A 20,844-nucleotide genomic window follows, 5' to 3' on the forward strand; every position below is an offset into this window, starting at 1 on the left:
TTATATAGAAGAAACGGATGAAAGTCAGAAGAAACAATTCTGATAAACCGTTAGGCTTCTAAAAGGACAGTTTTTTTGATATACTTCAAAAACAAATCATCCTTATGGAAAAGAAAAAGTCTTCTTTTTATAAGAAATTTGTGTGTGTTGACCTCTTTGGCCAAAAATCAGACGAATATATAAGCTGTTAAATCTCTTGCGGGCTAAGGGGTTAGCCTATATGTAAACTAGCATAAAAGATAAAGGTCAAAAAAAAGTAAAAAAATTTGACTAAAACACTTGAAAGTCAAAGAAGGTCAGAGTATAATGTAAATATAGTCAAAGATAGTCAAAGTCAAAACAACGAATAAATAGGCTATCTGACTAAGTTATAAGGAGGAATGAGAAATGAAATGTCAAAACTGTGGACAAAATGAGGCAACGATTAATGCACAAATGCAAATGAATGGACAGCGTATGGAAGTGCATCTTTGCCATGAATGTTTACAAGAAATACAAGGAAATATGATGAACAGCGACTTTTTCTCTAATTCTCCATTTGGCAATATGGATCAATCATTTGCCAACAACTTTTTCCAAGGAAATCAGCAAAGTGGTGCAAACGCACGCACGAGAACACAACAAAAATCAAACAATGGAAATGGCTTGATTGATCAGTTAGCAAAAAATATTACTGATCAAGCACGAGCAGGAAAGATTGATCCTGTCATTGGCAGAGATAAAGAAATTAAACGAGTTATCGAAACATTAAATAGAAGAAATAAAAACAATCCGGTATTAATCGGTGAACCAGGTGTTGGTAAAACAGCGATAGCAGAGGGACTGGCTGTAAATATTGTAGAAGGAAATGTTCCTGCTAAATTAATGAACAAGGAAATCTACTTGCTGGATGTCGCTTCTTTAGTCGCAAACACTGGTATCCGCGGTCAATTTGAAGAGCGGATGAATAAATTGATTGCTGAGCTGCAAGAGCGTAACGACGTGATTGTATTTATCGATGAAATCCATTTGCTTGTTGGAGCAGGTACTGCAGAAAGCTCACAAATGGATGCAGGCAATATCTTGAAGCCAGCTCTTGCACGCGGTGACCTGCAAGTAATTGGCGCAACAACATTGAAAGAATATCGCCAGATTGAAAAGGATGCGGCGCTGGAAAGACGTCTGCAGCCGATTATCGTAAAAGAACCATCCTTAGAGGATGCAGTGAAAATATTAAAAGGTATCAAGGACCGTTATGAAAAATTCCATGAAGTCCGCTATTCTGATGAAGTCGTTGAAGCATTTGTCGGTTTATCCAACCGGTATATCCAAGACCGCTTCCTGCCGGATAAAGCAATTGACTTAATGGATGAGGTCGGTTCCAGATTAAATCTTGCTAATGCTCAGAAAGATTCTGATTCCTTGCAAGAGCGCTTAGATGAAGTAGTGAAACAAAAACAGGAAGCAGCCGAAAAAGAAGAATATGAGCGTGCTGCAAATCTCCGTTATCAAGAAATCCAATTACAAAAACAATTGGAAAAAGTTGAAGACGGCGAGAAAACACTGGATGTAGACGTTTCTGATATTCAATTAATTGTAGAAGAAAAAACAGGTATACCTGTAACGAAAATGCAAAAAGATGAAAAAGAAAAAATGAAAAACTTAGCTGACGATCTTCGTTCCAAAGTTATCGGACAGGAAGAAGCAGTAGAGAAAGTTGCGAAATCCATCCGCCGCAGCCGTGCCGGATTAAAAGCAAAAGAGCGTCCAATCGGTTCCTTCCTATTTGTCGGTCCTACCGGTGTTGGTAAGACAGAGTTGACGAAGGTACTGGCTGAGCAAATGTTTGGTACGAGAGATGCGCTGGTTCGTCTGGATATGAGTGAGTATATGGAAAAACACGCGGTGTCTAAAATTATCGGTTCACCGCCAGGATATGTCGGTCATGAAGAAGCTGGACAGCTGACCGAACGCATCCGCAGAAACCCATATTCTATTCTGTTGCTGGACGAAATTGAAAAAGCACATCCAGATGTGCAAAATACGTTCCTGCAAATCATGGAGGACGGTCATTTAACCGATTCTCACGGCAGAAGAGTAAGCTTTAAGGATACGGTTATCATTATGACAAGTAATGCTGGAACTGGTGAGAAAAAAGTAAGTGTCGGGTTTAATGCGAAAACACATGAATCTGTTGCGACAATGGAAAACTTAAGCACCTATTTCAAACCTGAATTCTTGAACCGTTTCGATGCGATTGTAAACTTCAATGAATTAAAAGAAAAAGATTTACTGCAAATTGTAGACCTTATGCTGCATGATTTAGAAGCAACCATGAAGGAAAATCAAATTACCATCACTATCTCTGATGCAGCAAAAGAACGTCTTGTTCAATTAGGATATGATGCACGCTTTGGCGCACGACCATTACGTCGTGTTATCCAGGATAAAGTAGAGGATCAATTAACAGATTTGATCCTTGAAGGAGAAGATGTAACAGACATTCATGTGGATGTTGAAGACGAAGAAATTGTTGTTTCCAATGCATCTTAATATAAGGTGAAATGGTATTAGGCATATCAAATAAAATAAAGCATAAAATAGATCAGCTGACTCATTGATTGCGTTAGCTGGTCTTTTTTTATGTATAACTCACTTTCCCACCTAAGAATACATATATATCTTGCTATTTCAGGGTGAACATGTTCTCCAGTAGCATGCTTGCTTTTGGCTACATATCCGGCCATTTTGGAATTGTTGATTGTGCATAGCTCCGCTCCGACCAACCACTCCGCTTTCCATAGGGGACGGCTTCAGCTAACTTGAAAAGAAGATCGCTTTTCAAGTGGATCTTCAGCTCGCCCTGTTCCCATAGGAGTCTCCGTGGTTGGCCTCCGCTTAGTTAGGATTCTACAGCGAATATAAGAAATAACATCCTGTTGATTTGGATGAAATAGTATCTCTATCACTTGATGACACGATCATTACGTTATTTCAAATGGTTGGTTTAGCAGTTCGAATGATGACAGCATGAATAATTAACATCAAGAATAGCTTTCATGCACAAAAAGTAATCATTGCTGAACATTTTACCATGCACCATAAAAAATCTCTTCCATTTGAACTGTCTGAAATATCTGAACAATCTTTTGTTTGTTCAGATATTTCACGTATAGAACACCTTACTAGCGGAGGCGGACCGTTTTGACTCCTGAGGGATCAGCACCATCTGAAGATCCACTTTTGCCAAGCGATCTTCTTGGCAAAAGTTAGCTGAAGAGCGTGCCCCTAGGAAAGCAAAACGGTCCGCCGCAGCGGTATTTTACACTACACCTCTTATTACTTTATTAAGGGAGTTGCCAAAGAAAAAATCAACTCCTATTTCTACGGAAAGGAAGTTAACTTTTTAAGATGCGAAAGTTGAGTGTATAATATTTCGAGAAAAATTAACCTCCTGCTTTAAAGCTGACGATCCCGCTGTATAAAAGAATTAAAATGTGTGAGAAAGTAAGGTTTTTTTGTGCAATATATGGTATAAAAAGAATAAGGACCAGTTTTTGAAAATCAAAGCAATAGAATCGTTTATCACCAGATAGCATCTGTATAAAAAGCAAAAAGATGTTTTCAAACTCGCTTTAACCGCAATGGAAGTTTTTCTAATATTATGTATACGATAAAAACGGATGGAGATGAAAGCGTGAAGATTTGTATCATTGATGATGAACCATTGGCGTTGCAGTATTTGGATTTTCTCTTAAATAAAATAGCAGGAGTACAAGTTACCGGTAAATTTAACAATGCGACAGAGTTAATAAATCATGTTCAAACGGAGGATGTAGATGCCGTATTGATGGATATTCATATGCCTGATATACTAGGAATCGATTTAGCTGAACAGCTGTTAAATATCAAGCCCGTTCTAAATATTGCTTTTGTCACAGCCTATAATGAGTATGCAGTCAGAGCATTTGAACTGAATGCGTTAGATTATATTTTGAAGCCGGTACAGTTAGAAAGGCTGCAATTGACCATTGAACGCATCAAAGAGAAGGATGAAATATTACATAAAACCCCGCTAAAGGCAGCGTATCATATCAAAAACCTGGGTGCAGTTCGATTTTATAAGGAAGAGAGCCCGATAGAAGTAAAGTGGAGAACGTCGAAAGCAAAGGAGCTTTTTTTTATTTTCTTCAAAACCATAGAAATACCATTCGAAAGGAAGAATTGATAGATTTCATGTGGGCGCACCTCTCCTGGGAAAAGGCCAATTCACAATTGTATTCCACCGTGTATCAAATAAGAAAGGTAATTCAGCAAATGGGATTCCCGATTAAGATAGTCAGTCAGGAGGAATCTTATGAAATAACTTTAGGAGAAGAAGTGGTTATTCAATCTATTGGCTGGAAACAAGCAGCATGGAGAGCCTTGCAGGAGAATGATATATCAGTTAAAGCACATATGAAATTATTAGAAACATATCAAGGGGATTATCTGCAAGGGATAGAATCGGATTGGAATTTGGAAGAAAGAAAGGAGATAAGGAACATTTGGCTGCAGATCGTAGATAATCTGATAAAGGATACTCTTCAAAATAAGTCTCCTTCATCTCGTAATATTTCTCAAATAAGTGCACTGGTAAGCTTTGACGAAGAAGCTCGAATATTAGTAAATGAAAAACTATAGCATTAGAAAATGGAACTGGAAGAGTGGAGAAGAATGAAAAAAAATGCGATTCAGCTGACAGTTATTTTGCTTGTTTTTATGCTTTGTTTATCTGCTTTCCGTTTGATTTGGACGGGGCTTTTTCAAGAGGAGGTACAGCCCGATATTCAAAATGGGATGCTTGATATCCAAACTTGGGATCCGGGAGAGGAAGAAACACTGGTTTTAGATGGAGAGTGGGAGTTTTACCCTTCCCGCTTTATTATGGAGGAGAGCTCGGTGCAGGGGGAATCAGATATTATAGAAGTCCCCAGAGGATGGAATGATATACTAGGTTCTTCCTATGGATATGGCAGCTACCGACTGCAAATAAAAGTGGATCGTGATGCAGAACAAAATTATGGATTATACATACCAAGTATTCGCAGTTCATCGGAGATCTATGTTAACGGAAGGAAACTAGCATCATCGGGGGAGATAGCTGCAGAAGAAGAACAATATACTGCAAAAAATTTACCGCAGAGAGTCGTTTTTACAGCAGATGAAGAAGGTATTATCGATATCGTTATTCAAGCAGCCAACTATAAAGATATCAGAAGCAGCGGTATTATTCGTTCTGTGAGATTTGGGACAGAGCAGGCTATCTCAAGCGGAACGCAGCTGTCCAGTTATTTTCAAATCAGCATCATTGTTATCTTTTTAATTCATGCAGTATATACCTTCATTTTATATCTGATAGGAAATCGGGATAAGTATCTATTGTATTTTTCTATGTTGATGTTCTGCATGATTATGACATCTCTTTTAAGTAATGGAGAAAAACTGATTCACCAGTTTTTCAATATACCTTATGATTTCGATTTTCGCATAGCGAATACCTTGCTTCTGCTGGGGTGTTATGCTTTGCTGCAATGTACCAATCATCTGGAGCTGCCATATTGGAAAAGGATATTTCCTTTTTATAAATGGAGTATATTTACCATGATGGGAATAACCTTATTTTTATCCATACCGCAGATTCTATTTTTATTTCCTGTTTATTATCTATTTGCTTTTATAGTTATTATCGTTACATTTTGCTCTATAGTCCGGCTGTATAGACAGAATCCTGCAACGAATATGTTCCTTGTACTTAGTTTTTTTGCTGTCGTTCATCATTATATATGGGATTTAACATGGAGGGAACAAAGTGTTTATTTAACGTTTTATCCATTTGATCTGATTGTTGCGGTCGTATGCTATATCATTGTCTGGTTTAAAGGGTATTTTCAAATGCATGAAGAAACAAAAGAATTGGCGTCCAGCTTACAGCGGATGAATCAAGAAAAAGATCAATTTCTGGCGAATACTTCTCATGAGTTCCGCAATCCTTTAAATAGTATCATGCTGCTTTCTAAGGCTGTCATGGATAGGGAAGAAGCAGTATTGTCAACGCGGAGTGTAAGTGAACTTCATACGGTATTGAACGTCGGAAAGCGAATGAACCTTTTATTAACAGATTTGCTGGAAGCGAGGAATTTAAATCGTACGAAACCGCGGTTGAACAAGCAGGCAGTTGCCCTGGAGCCTATTGCAACCGGCGTCCTGGACTTATTACAGCTTTCATCAGATATGAAGCAGCTGCAAATGGTCAATAAGATACCTAAGGAATTTCCAGCAGTTTATGCGGACGAAAATCGCGTAACGCAGATTTTATTTAATTTAGCAGGAAACGCTGTTAAATATACGAGTCAGGGAGAAGTCATTATATCCGCAGCAAAAAAAGAAAAGTATGCGGAAATCCATGTGACGGATACAGGTATTGGAATCAATGAAGAAATGCGAAAACGGTTGTTTCTTCCTTATGAACAGGATAATGCAACAAGTGGAATGCAGGAGGGCGGATTCGGGCTGGGATTAAGTATTACGAAACAGCTGGTTGAGCTTCATGGAGGAAGTATTTGGGTCTCCTCGAAAGAAGGGGAGGGAACAACTTTTACGTTTACTTTAGAATTAGCCTCTCCGCAATCAGCTGTACAGCTATCTAATCAGACGAAACAAACGGATGTCAAGTATCCGGAAAAGGCAGATGCTGAATTAACACAATTACATGACGGTCAGACTCCGGCAGTTTTACTGGTTGATGATAACCCGGCGAGTTTATTAGCATTAAACTCCATTTTATCAGAAGATGCATACGATACGATGACGGTGACCAGTGCGAAGCAAGCGCTCGAAGAACTGAAGAAGCGGGACTGGGACTTAGTCATTTCCGATATTATGATGCCGGAAATATCAGGCTATAAATTTACCGGCATGATTAGAGAACGTTATACCCTGACAGAACTCCCTGTCCTGCTGCTGACCGGAGGAAATACTGATATTCAGGCGGCCTTCTTGGCCGGAGCAAATGATTATATTACCAAACCTGTGGAGCCAGTCGAGCTGAAAGCCCGGATGGACTCTTTAATCACAATGAAGCGTGTTGCTGAGCAGCAATTACAATTAGAAACCGCATGGCTGCAGGCTCAGATACAGCCGCATTTCTTGTTTAATACACTGAATTCGATTATGGCCTTGAGTGAGTGGGATGTAGAGGCAATGCGCAAGCTTCTCGATGAACTCAGCAATTTCTTGAGAAGTAAATTTCGGTTTCAGCAAATGAAGGATCTGATACCTTTAGAAGAAGAATTAAACATTGTTCGTTCTTATCTATTTATTGAGCAAGTCCGTTTTGGAGAAGCTTTGCAGGTAAAATGGAAGCTGGATGAACAGGAGGGAGTCAATGTACCTTTTCTATCCATCCAGCCATTAGTGGAGAATGCGGTTCAGCACGGAATTAGAAACAGACAGGGAAAAGGAACAGTGACCATAAGCTTTCAAAAAGATCCTGCCCGCTCCAAAGCAGTGATTACCGTAACAGATGACGGGGCAGGAATAGATGAAGCAGACATTCCTAACACTTTAAAAGGAGAATCGGATAGCGAATCAGGAGTAGGTGTATTAAACGTAGAAAAAAGATTGCATCAGCATTACGGGAAAGGATTAACCATTATCAGTTCTTTGAATAAGGGAACGAGCGTATCCTTTGAAATAGATATATAATATATTCAGTGTGGGGTATTCTGCCGCCTTCATTGAAATAGAAGTACCTGATAAGTAAGGTAATAGTAAAAAAGAGCTTCATTCGTCCGGAAAGAAAAGTATTCCTGTCGGATGAAGCTTTATTTACTCATCCTATCGTATGTTCGGATTTTGAAAAGTGGAAACAGCAATAAATAATTATTTATTCCATTTAATACCGGTATAAAACTTCTATAAAAAGCAAATTTATATCGCATAATAGGATATTATTGAAATAACAGAAAATTTCATAATCATATTTTGAAAGCTGAAGCAGGGGAAAGACAACTGGAAGTATGGATGATAACGCAGGCGTTTGTATAGAATTTGTATAGAAAAAAATCAGATAGCTACTATTTATCATCATGTATCCTTGAATATATATATGCTAGAAATACTAAAAGATAAATAATCAGGGGGAGATTCTATGCTTCAAATTGCTATTATTGATGACGAACCTTTGGCATTACAATATTTGGATTTACTGTTGCGTAAAATAGAAGGAGTGCATGTTTCAGGGAAATATATGAATCCAGAAGACTTGATTCAACATATTCAGACTGAACAAATAGACGCTGTATTTATAGATATACATATGCCTGCTATGAAAGGCACAGACTTAGCGGAACAGCTATTAAACATCAATCCTTCCTTACATATTGGTTTTGTTACGGCATATGATAATTATGCGATTAAAGCTTTTGAACTAAATGCAGTAGACTACATATTAAAGCCTGTAAAACAGGAACGTTTAGCTATAACTGTACAGCGGATAATTGAAAGAAAGATGACAGATCAGGATAAAGCAGTTGAAAACCGGACGACCGTCCTTAGGGATTTAGGAGCTTTGCAAATATACCAAGGGAATAAGCGGATTGATATAAAATGGAGAACGTCCAAAGCAAAAGAATTATTTGCTTATTTTATTCATCATCATGAAGATACTATCCGGAAAAGTGAATTGATTGATTTGCTGTGGAGTAACCTTCCCTGGGAGAAAGCGAATGCTCAGTTGTATACAACGGTATATCAGATTAGAAAGGTCATGCAGCAAATAGACGCACCTATTAAAATTATCAGTCAAAAAGAATTTTATCAAATTGATATCGATTATGATGTACAGATTCAGTCGCGAGAATTTAAGCTTGCAGCGTATGATTTATTAAAAAAAGAGAACATAAATACCGAGCAGTACTTCAAAGTACTGGACGCGTATCAAGACGAGTATTTAGCCGGCCTTGATTACCTTTGGGCTGTTAGCGAGAGAAAAATACTGAGAGATTTATGGCTGGAGCTTATCATTCGATTGTCAGCATATCTGCATCGTTATGAGAAATCGTCCTCCTACAATATTTCAAAATTAAAAGGTTTAACCGATTTTGATGCGGAAGCGGCAGAGATTGTAAAAGAAAAATCATGGATTTAGAGATATCCATGAAAAAGAGTTGATATAAATGAAGCGGGATACTATCCGATCGGGAATTTTTGTGATTCTCTGTATAATCAGTTTGTCAGTTTTGCGTCTAATTTGGGCAGGGTTATTTCAAGAAAATATAACTCCCGATATTCAAGAAGGAAAGCTTGATTTAAGCTCATGGGAAGTAGAAGAAGGGCAATCGATGCTGTTGGACGGGGAGTGGGAGTTTTATCCCTCGCATTTTTTGATGCAGGATGATGTCTTCTCTGCTGAAGTGCCGGAAACAATTCAAGTGCCCCACGGCTGGAAGAATAATCTGGGCTCTCCTTTTGGTTATGGGACTTATAGGCTGCAGGTAAGGGTACAGCCGGAGGATGACCGGAATTTTAAATTATACATACCAAACATCCGTACATCATCGGAAATCTATGTGAATGGACAGATAGTAGCGGAGACGGGTCGGTTGGCGGAAACAGAAGCTGCGTATGTTGCGGATATTATGCCTAAAACAGTGACTTTTTCAGCGGATGAAAATGGAAATATAGATCTTGTCATTCAGGCTGCCAATTTTATCGACAGCAGAGATGGCGGTATTTATCTCTCGCTTCGGTTTGGGACAGATGAAACGATTACGAGAGAAGTACAGCTCACAAACTATTCACAAGTTGTCATTGCAGCTATTCTGTTCATGCATACGGTATACACCTTGATTATTTATTTTATTGGGGGAAGAGATAGAAAAGTACTTTCTTTCTCGTTGCTGGCCTTTAGTTTATTTTCAGGTTTTTTGTTTTATACTGGTGAAAAATTGCTGCAGCAATTTTTTAATTTGAATTATGAATTAGAATTTTGGATGATCCATACGGTGTATTTAATCATTTTTTATGCATTGGTTCAATGTACCGATCATCAAAAGCTGCCTTATTGGAATAAAATCTTTCCATTTTTTCAATGGGGGATGGCAGTATTAGCTGTGGTCACTATCTTTTTGCCTATGCCGCAAATTTTAGCGCTTCGCCCCATATATAATATATTTGCTTTTTTTACTGTAGTTGTTACCAGCACTTCGATTATTCTGATGTTTAAGAATAATCCAAAGGCGAAAAATCTTATGCTCCTTGGGTTTATTGCAATTTCCAACCATGGGATATGGAATTATATATGGTCAGGAAAAAGTATTTATTTGACTTTTTATCCGTTTGATATGTTAATGGCAGTAACCTGCTATACGATTGTCTGGTTTCAGAGATATTTTCAAAAGCATAAGGAGACAAAAGATTTAGCGGAGAGATTGAAAAAAGTGAATGAGGAAAAAGATCAATTTCTGGCAAATACATCTCATGAATTCCGTAATCCTTTAAATAGTATATTATTGCTTTCCAAGGCGGTGCGGGACAGGGAAGAAACAAATTTGTCCAAACAGAGCATGACGGAATTGAATACCGTCTTGAACGTAGGGCAGCAAATGAATCTGCTGCTGGCAGATTTATTGGAAACTAGAAACTTACAGGTTAATAAACCAAGTTTAAATCGACAGGTGATTGCATTGAATCCGATTATCACAGGGATTATTGATGCATTGCGTTTTTCATCCGATTTAAAGAATGTGCCCATCGTCAATCTGATTTCTAAAGACTTTCCTCCGGTATATGCAGATGAAAATAGGGTGAAACAAATTTTGTTTAATCTGATAGGAAATGCTATTAAATTTACCCATCAAGGTTCAATCACAGTTTCTGCTTCTATCAAAGAATATGACGCAGAAATTCAAGTAACAGATACAGGCATCGGAATCAGCGAGGAGATTCAAAAGCGCATTTTTCAGCCTTATGAACAGGGGCACCCGGAAAATAAAATGTCAGAAGGCGGTTTTGGATTAGGATTAAATATTGCGAAACAGTTAGTAGAACTTCATGGCGGGAAAATCCAAGTTTCTTCTAAAAAAGGAGAAAAGACAACCTTTACATTCACGTTAGCACTGGCAAGGAAAGAAGCGGCAGCATTGGCCTTTGAAAGCACAGTAGAAAAGCCGGTGCCGAAAGAAGATAAGAAACAAACAGTACAGCCAAACAAAAAGAATGCTCAGATGCCATCTGTCCTGGTTGTCGATGATAATCCGTCAAGTTTGTTGGCTTTAAAGGCGATTATTCCCGATGATGCATATCAGCCGGTATTTGTTTCCTGCGCTAAACAGGCTGTGGAAAAAATGAAAAAGCGGGAGTGGGATCTCGTTATTTCAGATGTAATGATGCCGGAAATATCAGGATATGAGCTTACCAGAATAATTCGGGAACGCTTTTCTCTGACAGAATTGCCTGTCCTGCTGCTTACCGGAGGAACAACGGATATACAGGCAGCTTTTTTAGCCGGGGCAAATGATTATATCACCAAGCCTGTCGAACCGGTTGAACTGAAAGCACGTATGGATTCTTTGGTAACATTGAAGCGTGTTGCCGAGAAGCAGGTACAGATGGAGACCTCTTGGCTGCAGGCACAGATACAGCCGCATTTTTTATTTAATACATTGAATTCTATTATGGCGTTAAGCGAATTAGACGTAGAAGGAATGAGAAGACTCCTGAACGAATTAAGTAATTTATTGAGAAGTAAATTTCAATTTCAGCATATGAAAGAGCTGGTCCCCTTGAAGGAAGAATTAAATATCGTCCGCTCCTATTTGTATATTGAACAGGTACGCTTTGGCGAAGCTTTACAGGTGAAGTGGGATCTGGAAGATGAAGAGGAGATCTATGTTCCATTCCTTTCCATCCAGCCATTAGTGGAAAATGCGGTACAGCATGGTATTCGAAACAAACAGGGCAAAGGAACCGTCACCATCAGATGTATAAAAAATATCTCCCGAAACAAAGCAACGATTACGGTGGAGGATGATGGGGCAGGTATAGAAGAAGCGGAAATGCAAACCATTTTAAACAGAGAATCTGACAGTAAATCAAGTGTTGGGATTTTTAATGTGGATAAACGATTGCATCAGCATTTTGGGAAGGGGCTGCAGATAGTAAGCTTGAGGGAGCAAGGATTGAAAGTATTTTTTGAGGTGGACTTGCCTCCAACAGAATAAGATGTACATTCATGGAACCTTCCTTTTATTAAGTGTTTTATCTGCTTAATAGAAGGAAGGTATCTTTAGTTAGTTTCATACAGATATTGGTATATTTCTGGATTATCAGGCTGTATAGAATTTGTATATATACATACTATTTTCTGGGTATACTCCGTAAGTTATGATAAAAATGACTACAAAAGCTCATTTCTAATATAACGGGATAAATTGAAATTTTACTTCATGAATACTAGAAAAATGGTACGGATTAGAGGATGAGTGTGCAGTCAAATGAAACTTTAAAATGTTTCTGTCAGTTGAATAAGTTTAAGGTCAGAGCGTTTTTGTGAATAGCAATCATCTATTCATCTATTAGAACACGTTCTTTTATGCTTTTCAGCAGAATAGAAATCATTTTAAAGATACAGAGATATTAGGAGGTGTCGGTTTTCCGTATTCCAGCAGTGATTAAAAACTAAATAAAAAAGGAGGACTGGAATAATTGAAGAGAAGAGCAAAAAGAGCCAGTATATTTATGATTTTTCTTCTTGTTATGCAGTCCGTTGTAACAGGTATTGCACCTATACAAATGGCGTATGCAGAAGAAAACAAAAATGATACGTTCTTTGATTTTGAAAGCATTTCTGAAGGATCTTTTTCCGAGGAAGATGATGGTTGGCTTCTACATATAGACTGGTCGCTTGCAGACTATGATTTAGAAGATGTAAACCAGCCTGTAGATTTTAATTCTCCTGTAGCATTAATCGAACAGGAGGGCACAATATCTTCGGAAGGGGAAGAGGTGGAAATTGCCTCCTTTGAAACAACAGAAGATATAATTCGTGTCACGTTTAATGAATCGGCACTGGAGCATTCAGAAGCTGAGGGTACATTGAAGCTGCAATTGCCTTTAGAAGAGGAAGAAGAAGTTGTTGAAGGAGAAGAGCCCACTGAGGAAGCTGTAGAAGAGGGGTCAACGGAAGAAGGGACCGGAGAAGCTGTAGAGGAAGAAGTGGCTGAAGAAGAAGGGACCGAGGAAGCTGTAGAGGAAGAAGCGGCTGAAGAAGAAGGGACCGAGGAAGCTGTAGAGGAAGAAGCGGCTGAAGAAGAAGGAACCGAGGAAGCTGTAGAGGAAGAAGTGGCTGAAGAAGAAGGGACCGAGGAAGTAGAGGAAGAAGCGGCTGAAGAAGAAAATATTGCGCCTTCTGCTGCATCTGAGGTTGGACCTCAGGCTGAGTTAGGGAATATCTTTACCTTTGAGTGGTTTAGACTAGATGGTGAAAATGTTGAAGACGGTCATGAAGTTGATTTTGATGGAACTTATGAGGTTCAATATAGCTGGGAAACAGATGAAACCATTCAAGCTGGAGATACAGCATCTATGCCATTGCCAGATGTATTTCTACATTTGGTAAATACGCCAGATCAACCTATAATGGTAGAAGGTACCCAAGTAGGAACATTTACCATTAATGATGGTGAATTGATTTTTACATTCGATGAGAACATTGAGGATCAAAGTGTTCAAAATGGATACGTAGGTTTCCAATTAAATTTTGACCGAGAAATATTCACTGAGGAATGGGAGCAAGAGATTGATTTTGATGGCGATGGTGAAAGAGATTTAACTGTTCAAGTTACACCGACAGAAGTTAATACAGATTTAGATAAATCCGGTCGTACGGATAGCCCTGTCAATGCAAAAGAAGTTTATTGGACAGTTAATATTGTGAATGGTGCTGACGAGGCAATAGAGAATGGAATGCTGGCCGATGTTATTCCAAACGGTCTTGGCGAAGCACGTGATTTTGAAGTTAGAGAAATCACTATCGATGTGGATGGTAATGAAATCGTAGGAAATCCAATTGACGATTTTAACGCCCTACCTCTTACTGGCCATGGGTTTGAAATGACATTCGATTCTATCGATGGAAGAAGCGGGTATCAGGTCAATTATACAACGTCAATTGAAGATATTAATGTAGCACAGTTCACCAATGATGCGACATTTGTAAGTGATAATATTGACTTGGAAGCACAAGCAACCGTTTCTGGAGGTGAAAGAAGTAATCCGATCCAGAAAGAAGGAAATCGAGTTGATTCAGAATCGGGTGACCAGATTGAATGGACCATTATCGTTAATGAAAATGGTATGTCTATTGATGATGCCAGGGTTGAGGATCAATTACCAGACGGTTTAAAAATTGTTCCAGGATCTATTAATATCTCTTTAAATGGTGGAGATTCTGGTATCGAAGCTGATGACTTCCCAATCGAATTAGGTCAAGTAAGCCCAGATCAAACATATACAATCACTTACCTGACTGAAATTAATTGGTCAGAAGTTAATGAGGGTGAATACCAAGAGAATAATGGGTTCACAAATACAGCCATTCTTTTTGATGGTGATGAAGAATTGAACGATGATGACGCAACAGTTCAGTTCGATAGAGGCCCGATTCTTGAGAAAGTAGAAGCGGGCAACATTGATTATGAAAATCGTACAGTTACTTGGAAAGTTACTGTAAACAAAGCAAAACATCTATTGGGCGATGTTACCGTAACAGACCAATTGCCAGAGGGATTAACATTAACAAACATTACAATTACAGGTGAAAATGGTAATGAATTCCCTGGAGCGACTCATGATGAAGAAGATGGCTTATTAACAATTGATTTGCCAGATGTTGGTACGGAAACAATTACAATTGAATATACGACTAGTATTGATAATTTCAATAATGCGGATGCATTTACAAACACTGTAGGTATGGAAGGTGACGGTGTTGGTGAAGGTGGCGAAGATAGAGATGCTACAATCCGTCCACATGCAAATACGTATCAAAAGAGTTTTGATGGAATTAACTATAATGAGAAAACAATTAATTGGCGTTTAAATGTCGATCCTACGAGAGAAGACATCAATGAAGGTTTTACCATTACTGATACCTTCACAAATGATGGGCTAATCTTATTGCCAGGGACAGTTGAAATTACTCTTGGTAATGAAAATCTTGTTTCAGGAGAAGATTATACACTTGCTCCAATTGAGGGTGGATACCAAAATGGCTTTACAATTGTATTCAATCGGGAAATAGAAAAAGCAGAATTAGTAGTGAACTATACTACTTCTTATGACGAGCAATTTGTGGATGAAGACGGAAATTCATTGATTCCTCATTCTAATGAAGATGAAGCTGGTCTTTATAGAAACCACGCACATTTTGAAGGAACAACGGAAAATAATCGTGAAATAAACGAAGAAGACGATGCTAGCCAACGTGTAATAGAAAATGCTTGGAATAGTGGCTTTAAAGAAGGGAATCTTGTTGATTCAGATAGTTGGTCCGATGCATCTGATAGAAGAATCGCTTGGCAAGTGTACTTTAACTATCATCAGCATAATCTTGGGGAAAATGTTTCAGTTACTGATACATTAGGTTATGACGGAGAAATCATTGAAGACAGTATCACAGTATCTGTTTATGAAGTAGATGCAGGTGGTAATACAACAATTACTGATACTGAATTAACTCTTAATGATGATTATACTGTAGAAGTTGAGGGTAATGAACTTACTGTTAACTTTAATGGTGAAGTAACTGAAAGATATGTCATTCAGTTTGAAACAAGAGTTCCAGACATTTCAGAAGAAAATTATGTAAACCATGCGGAAGTAACAACTGAAGAAGGAGAATATCCTTATTCTTCATCTGTGCATTATGACAGATGGGATAACGTGTTGAATAAAGAAGTTCTGCCTGATGTAAGCGAAGTTTATATTGGTGAAGAACTTGAATGGAAAATCACTGCTAATGAAAGCCTTTCAAGAATAAGTGATGCAACACTTACAGATACAATTAGTGCTGGTCTGTCATTTGTAGAAGACAGCTTGACTATTGTTACAAGTAGTGGTGAAGAGATTGGTTATACGCTTGAAACAGAAACTACTGAAGATGGCCAAACAATTTTAAATATCTCTTTTGATGAGGATTTAACGGAAGCTCTAACAATCACTTATACCACTATCGTTATTGCCGAAAATGGGCAAACTGTTAATAATACAGTAGACCTTAAGGGGAAAGAAATTGAGACAGTAACGAGAGAAACAAACGAAATCTCAGCAAGACAATTTTCATGGGTTGGTGGAGAATTCCGAATAGATCGTGGAGCTATCCAACTTTCTAAAGTTGATTCAGCTACTGAAGAAGTAATCAAATCTTCAGGAGCAACTTTTGAATTATATCGAGTTGTAAATGAAGAGAGAGTATTAATGGGCGAATTTACTACTGAGAATGGTATTTTAGAAGTAGGAAACTTATTCTTAGGGACCTATATCTTGGTAGAAATTGAATCACCAAATGGCTACGTGTTATCCGATAAAGAAATCGAAATTAATGTAGATGAGCCATATGGTGAAAATGAAATCGTTCATGAGGTTAATTTCGAAAACACCAAGGAAAAAATTAATGTAACAGGCACGAAAGAATGGCAAGGCGGCGAAAATCATCGCCCGGAATCCATTGAACTGCAATTATCCAGAGATGGAGAAGCAGTTGGAAATCCGGTAACCTTGGAAGACGGTGAAACAGAATATACATGGACGGACTTGGATAAAACTGATATCGAGGGTAATGAGTATAACTATACGGTCGATGAAGTAACTGTCCCAGAAAACTATGAAAAATCTGTTTCCGAAGATGGATTAACGATTACAAATGAATTCGTATCTCCAACTACTGAAATTCCAGTGGAGAAAGCTTGGGAGGATGCGAACAACCAGGATGGCAATCGTCCTGAATCCGTTGAAGTTGCATTATTTGCAAATGGTGAGGAGACTGATACGGAAAATATCACGCTAAGCAATGAAAATGAATGGCAAGGATCATTTACAGATTTACCGAAGCTGGATAATAGCGGAGATAAGATTACTTATACCGTTGTAGAAATAGACGTACCAGAGCAGTATGAGAGTGATATTGCCGGAGATGCAGAAAACGGATTTGTTATCACAAACAGCTATACACCAGGTACGGTAGATATCCCGGTAGAAAAAGTATGGGAAGATGCAAATAACCAGGATGGCGCCCGCCCAGACGGCATTACAGTACGTCTGTTTGCAGATGGCGAAGCAACACAGCGCTTCATCATTTTGAATGAAACTAATAATTGGGAATTTACGTTTGCCGGTTTAGATGAATACCAAAATGGAGAGCGGATTAACTATACTGTTGCAGAATCAAATGTGCCGGCTGGATACGAAAGTACTGTTAGTGGGAGTACTGAAAATGGCTATACCATCACAAACAGTTACTCGCCGGAAATGACGGATATTACAGTAGAAAAAGCATGGGAAGATGCCAATAACCAAGATGGAGCACGACCGGAAAGCATTACGGTTCATCTTTATGATGATCGTTCTAACGTTGTAGCAACGGAAGAAATAACAGCTGATGACGATGGAATTTGGTCACATGTTTTTGAGAACTTACCAAAATATCGTGATGGCGTAGAAATTGCGTACAGCGTGGCAGAGGATACAGTAGAAGATTATTCCACTTCTATTTCCAATAATGGTAATGGAACATTTACTGTAACGAATGAACATACGCCAGAGCAGACTTCTGTTACCGTCAATAAATTCTGGAATGATAAAAATGATCAAGACGGTCAGCGTCCAGACAGCATTCGCGTCCAATTGCTTGCAGACGGAGAAGCCTTAGGAAATGAGGTGCTCATTACAGCAGCAGATAATTGGTCCTACACATGGTCTGGTTTAGATGCGAATCGCGATGGCGGAAAACCGATTGATTATACAGTGAAGGAAGTCGATGTTCCAGCAGGATATGAGTCAGATATAAATGACGAAAATCACGGAGCAATTTCGATTACCAACAGCTATGAGCCGGAATTAATTGATATTCCAGTTTCAAAAGTATGGGATGACGGCAATAACCAAGATGGAAACAGACCAGAGAGTATTACGCTTCATGTCATCAATGGAAAGTCTGAAATTGTCCAGACAGCAGAAGTAACTGCAGATGAAAATGGCGAATGGTCTCATGTGTTTGAAGGATTACCGAAATATGATAATGGGAAAGCAATCCAATACCGTATTACAGAAGATGCCATCGAAGGCTACGGGGCAACTGCTGTAAAACAAGCAGATGGATTTGTCATTACCAACAGCTACACGCCAGAACAAACATCCTTGACTGTTACGAAAGGATGGGATGACGGCAATAACCAAGATGGCGTCCGACCAGAACATGTAACCGTTCAATTATTCGCTGATGGAGAACCTGTTAACAAACCTGTTCGCTTATCATCAGAAAATGATTGGAAGCATACTTGGACAGAATTAGATGTTTACCAAGACGGCGGTCAGGAAATCAACTATACGGCAGAAGAAACAAATGTCCCAGAAGGTTATGAGGAGCCGACTGTAGAAAAAGTTAATGGAAACGTGTTGATTACAAACAACCGTACACCAGATACAGTTGAAATTCCTGTTACCAAAGTATGGGATGATGCAGAGAATCAGGATGGGGTCCGCCCAGACAGCGTGACTGTAAATGTCATCAATGATGCATCGGAAATTGTTGGAACAGCTGAATTGAATGAAGAAAACGGTTGGACCCATACGTTTGAAGATTTGCCGAAAAATCGTAATGGAGAAGAAATTGGATATCGTGTGACGGAAGATTCCGTTGCGGAGTATTCAACCGAACTGGAAACCGGTGATGACGGCAGTGTGACTGTCACTAATGCTTACACGCCAGAACAAACATCGGTTACTGTTTCAAAAGGATGGAACGACAATGATAACCAAGACGGCATTCGCCCTGAACAGATTGAGGTTCAATTATATGCAGGGGAAAATGAAGTTGGCGATACGGTTATTCTGTCTGCAGAAAATGACTGGATGCATACATGGTCTGAACTGGATGCATACCAAAATGGCGGTGAAGAAATTAACTACACCGTAGAAGAAGTATCTGTGCCAGAAGGCTATGAAGTCTCTGTCAATGATGCCGACCATGGAAATATCCTGTTAACCAACCATCATGAACCGGCACAAACCAGTGTTCATGTTTCTAAAGCATGGGAGGATGCGGAAAACCAGGATGGCATTCGTCCGGCATCCATTACAGTGAATTTACTAGCTGATGGGGAAGAAATAGATTTCATCGAATTGAATGAATTAAATAACTGGCAATCAGATTTTACGGGCTTGGATAAATTTAAAAACGGCGAATTAATCGAGTATACGGTGGAAGAAGCAGCCGTTGACGGTTATGAGGCAGAAACAACTGGAAATGCGGAGGACGGCTACGTCATTACGAATACGCATGAGCCAGAGTTGATTGATTTAGAAGGAACGAAAATCTGGGATGACAATGATTATGTTGATCAACGCCCAGATTCCATCACTGTTAGTTTGTTAGCAGATGGAGAAGAAGTGGATTCAGCAGAAATCACTGCGGACACGGGTTGGACATTTGAGTTTACAAATATGCCTAAATTTGCAGCTGGAGCAGAGATTACCTATACAGTGGAAGAAGCAGCTGTTAACGGGTATGTAACGGATAATGTAGAAGGAAATGCGGCAGATGGATTCACTATCACTAATCGCCCGGCAAAAGTAAGTGTAGGGGATTATGTATGGATTGATGTGAACAAAGACGGCCTGCAAGACGAAACGGATATTCCGCTCCCAGGAGTCGTCTTAACGATTGAAGATAAAGACGGAAATCCAGTAACAGACGTCTACGGAAATCCAGTAGGACCAGTAACCACAGATGAAAATGGATATTATATCTTTGAAAATCTGCCAATCGATAAAACGTACATTGTACGAATTGATCGTGAAGCATCCGCAGAAGCCTTGGAAGGATATGTCCCAACTTTGGAAAAAGTGGGCAATGATAATTCAATTGACTCATCTATATGGTTTGCAATATCTCGACATTTAACAGAAGACGGAGAACATGATCCAACATTAGACTTTGGTTTTGTGAAAGCAGAATCAGAAGAGCCGACAGATCCTGAACCAGGAGAGCCGGGAGAAGAGCCGACAGACCCTGAGACTCCAGGAGAGCCGGGAGAAGAACCGACAGACCCTGAAACACCAGGAGAGCCGGGAGAAGAGTCGACAGATCCTGAGACTCCAGGAGAGCCGGGAGAAGAGTCGACAGATCCTGAAAACCCAGAAGAATCAGGGGAAGAAGCAACAGATTCTGGTGAATCAACCGCTGATGGAAAAGGCAAAACAGATGGAGATTCCGTTGAACAATCGGGAGACCCTAAAGTTGGAGAAGGTGCTGAGACCGATAAAGGTGATGATGGAGAAGCATTGCCAGGTACAGCAACATCCATGTTCAACTTATTGCTTATCAGCTTAGGATTACTGGCAGCCGGTGCAATTCTAATGATTGTATACCGAGTTCGTAATCGCTCCTCTCACTAGATAGAACGGATTTAATTAAAAAAGAGGTTATTGCCAATTAAAGGTAATAACCTCTTTTTCTGTTTTAAAAAGAAAAAATTAAATGTGACATCTTACTTACATATCGCCTGCATAAAACAATGGCAGAAATTCCTTTCAACAATTACCAAT

7 protein-coding genes are annotated in these 20,844 nt (G+C 39.1%); all 7 read left to right on the top strand.

The window, feature by feature from the left end; all coding sequences use genetic code 11:
• Positions 1 to 387: 387 nt before the first annotated feature.
• Positions 388 to 2,532 (top strand): ATP-dependent Clp protease ATP-binding subunit, encoded by a 2,145-nt coding sequence (locus ACFO3P_RS03570; protein WP_289585342.1) that lies wholly within the window; start codon positions 388 to 390, stop codon positions 2,530 to 2,532.
• A gap of 1,144 nt (positions 2,533 to 3,676) precedes the next feature.
• Entirely contained in the window at positions 3,677 to 4,207 is a 531-nt protein-coding gene (locus ACFO3P_RS03575; RefSeq protein WP_289585343.1) for a LytR/AlgR family response regulator transcription factor, read from the top strand.
• An 89-nt stretch (positions 4,208 to 4,296) separates the two neighbouring features.
• On the top strand, positions 4,297 to 4,662 hold the full coding sequence (locus tag ACFO3P_RS03580) for a hypothetical protein (RefSeq protein WP_379542157.1): 366 nt from the start codon (positions 4,297 to 4,299) through the stop codon (positions 4,660 to 4,662).
• A gap of 33 nt (positions 4,663 to 4,695) precedes the next feature.
• Entirely contained in the window at positions 4,696 to 7,725 is a 3,030-nt protein-coding gene (locus ACFO3P_RS03585; RefSeq protein WP_289585345.1) for a hybrid sensor histidine kinase/response regulator, read from the top strand.
• A gap of 445 nt (positions 7,726 to 8,170) precedes the next feature.
• A complete protein-coding gene (locus tag ACFO3P_RS03590; protein WP_052485029.1) occupies positions 8,171 to 9,169 on the top strand; it encodes a response regulator in 999 nt (332 codons plus the stop codon).
• A gap of 28 nt (positions 9,170 to 9,197) precedes the next feature.
• Positions 9,198 to 12,242, top strand: a complete 3,045-nt coding sequence (locus ACFO3P_RS03595) for a hybrid sensor histidine kinase/response regulator (protein ID WP_289585346.1) — start codon at positions 9,198 to 9,200, stop codon at positions 12,240 to 12,242.
• A gap of 484 nt (positions 12,243 to 12,726) precedes the next feature.
• Positions 12,727 to 20,694 carry a Cna B-type domain-containing protein gene (locus tag ACFO3P_RS03600; protein WP_379542158.1) on the top strand — a complete coding sequence of 2,656 codons (7,968 nt, stop codon included), beginning with the start codon at positions 12,727 to 12,729 and terminating at the stop codon, positions 20,692 to 20,694.
• The last annotated feature ends 150 nt before the right edge of the window (positions 20,695 to 20,844 follow it).

Origin of the sequence: Oceanobacillus aidingensis, assembly GCF_042654105.1 — a bacterium.
In the GTDB taxonomy this organism is placed as follows: Bacteria; Bacillota; Bacilli; order Bacillales; family Amphibacillaceae; genus Oceanobacillus; species Oceanobacillus oncorhynchi.

What these genes read in the sequence shown, in the direction of transcription:
- ACFO3P_RS03595 (WP_289585346.1), top strand. Translation starts at nt 9,198, where the DNA reads ATGAAGCGGGATACTATCCGATCGGGAATTTTTGTGATTCTCTGTATA.
- ACFO3P_RS03590 (WP_052485029.1), top strand. Translation starts at nt 8,171, where the DNA reads ATGCTTCAAATTGCTATTATTGATGACGAACCTTTGGCATTACAATAT.
- ACFO3P_RS03585 (WP_289585345.1), top strand. Translation starts at nt 4,696, where the DNA reads ATGAAAAAAAATGCGATTCAGCTGACAGTTATTTTGCTTGTTTTTATG.
- ACFO3P_RS03570 (WP_289585342.1), top strand. Translation starts at nt 388, where the DNA reads ATGAAATGTCAAAACTGTGGACAAAATGAGGCAACGATTAATGCACAA.
- ACFO3P_RS03580 (WP_379542157.1), top strand. Translation starts at nt 4,297, where the DNA reads ATGGGATTCCCGATTAAGATAGTCAGTCAGGAGGAATCTTATGAAATA.